This is a genomic window from Xenorhabdus sp. IM139775 (assembly GCF_028598745.1).
In the GTDB taxonomy this organism is placed as follows: Bacteria; Pseudomonadota; Gammaproteobacteria; order Enterobacterales; family Enterobacteriaceae; genus Xenorhabdus.
This window is the reverse complement of record NZ_JAQRFK010000199.1, coordinates 1-1,129: the sequence shown is the minus strand read 5'-3', so window position 1 is coordinate 1,129 and position 1,129 is coordinate 1. Positions and strand designations below refer to the sequence as shown.

The 1,129-nt window shown below is 45.0% G+C and carries 2 protein-coding genes; one reads left to right on the top strand and one right to left on the bottom strand.

Going from position 1 to position 1,129, the window contains the following annotated elements; translation table 11 throughout:
• The first annotated feature begins 254 nt into the window (after nt 1-254).
• Nucleotides 255-965 carry a phage tail fiber protein gene (locus PSI17_RS16965; protein ID WP_273553075.1) on the top strand — a complete coding sequence of 237 codons (711 nt, stop codon included), beginning with the start codon at nt 255-257 and terminating at the stop codon, nt 963-965.
• Nucleotides 966-991: 26 nt separating this feature from the next.
• On the opposite strand, the gene PSI17_RS16960 is transcribed toward PSI17_RS16965, so the two are convergent.
• On the bottom strand, nt 992-1,129 hold a 138-nt coding region (locus PSI17_RS16960; RefSeq protein WP_273553076.1), incomplete at its 5' end, for a tail fiber assembly protein.

The window sequence follows — 1,129 nt, the reverse complement described above, 5'->3', positions numbered from 1 at the left end:
CACTGAATCAATTCTGCGCAATAATATTTGAACCTCCATAAACAGGCTAATTGAACATTAATTAAACTAAAATGCGATTGTTTTTTTCAACCATAAACCCTGTCTCGCTCTCAATTGCCAACCCTGTTTGATTTATTGACGACACTATTTAGATTCTATTAAACCTCGGTTTAGCGCAAACGGTGAAATGGGCATATGAGGCTGTACCTAATTACCGGGAAATTAACGGAAAATCGTTATCACGGAATATCACGTTGAATGCAGATGATGTGGGTGCCGCAACAACCAAATGGGTGTCTGATGAGTTTTTTAAACAATACACTGGACTGGTTGAAGTTTCGGCGAAATGGCCGCGGATTAATTTCTCACCCAACTCTTCCAGTGACTACTTTGCAATAGAGGCCGATTTTTCAAGCAGAGATCCCTATTTGACGTTCTATAAACGGAATAGGCGTACCGGAGACAATATATTCAAGGTTGTGTTTCCCAGTAAAAATGGCACTATCACGCTGAGCACAGATTACACGGTAGTTGACGGATTTCTAAAAAAATCCTCGCCCATCATCAAAATATGGAGTGACGGGCATTTTGAAACCAACGACGAATCAGGGGGTGCAACGGTTGAGCGCCTGTCTGAGGGGGTATACCTCATTAAAAACGTGTTGGGATTCAATGCTGATGCTGCGTGGGGCGGGGTCGATGGCGGGGTTGAAATTCCGCTATGCAAAAACAAACTGCCGCTGATTTGGGTCAACTATGAGGTGTTGCCCGATGGTGCGATAAAAATCACGACATATCACAGAGAGCACCCCAACGCGCCAGAATTCGCTAAAAATGAGCGTCAGGGCTATTCAGACGGGGATTTGATTGATATTCCGGTTGGTAGGTCTATTTCTGTTCGTGTCCAGATGCCCGAGAATTCTATTTGGAACCAACAACAGAAAAAATTAGCTGAGGCGCAATAAACAAAGGGGCTATGCGCCCCTAATAATCACTCTGGCGCTTTAGGCCAGTCAATGTCTGGTGCTGCTGAACAGTCTACACGGTTCAATAGCACACAGTATCGTTTCCACGCTGTCAGCGCCTCCCGTTCTGCGTCCGTTGCCATTTCGAGGTCAACGGCATATTG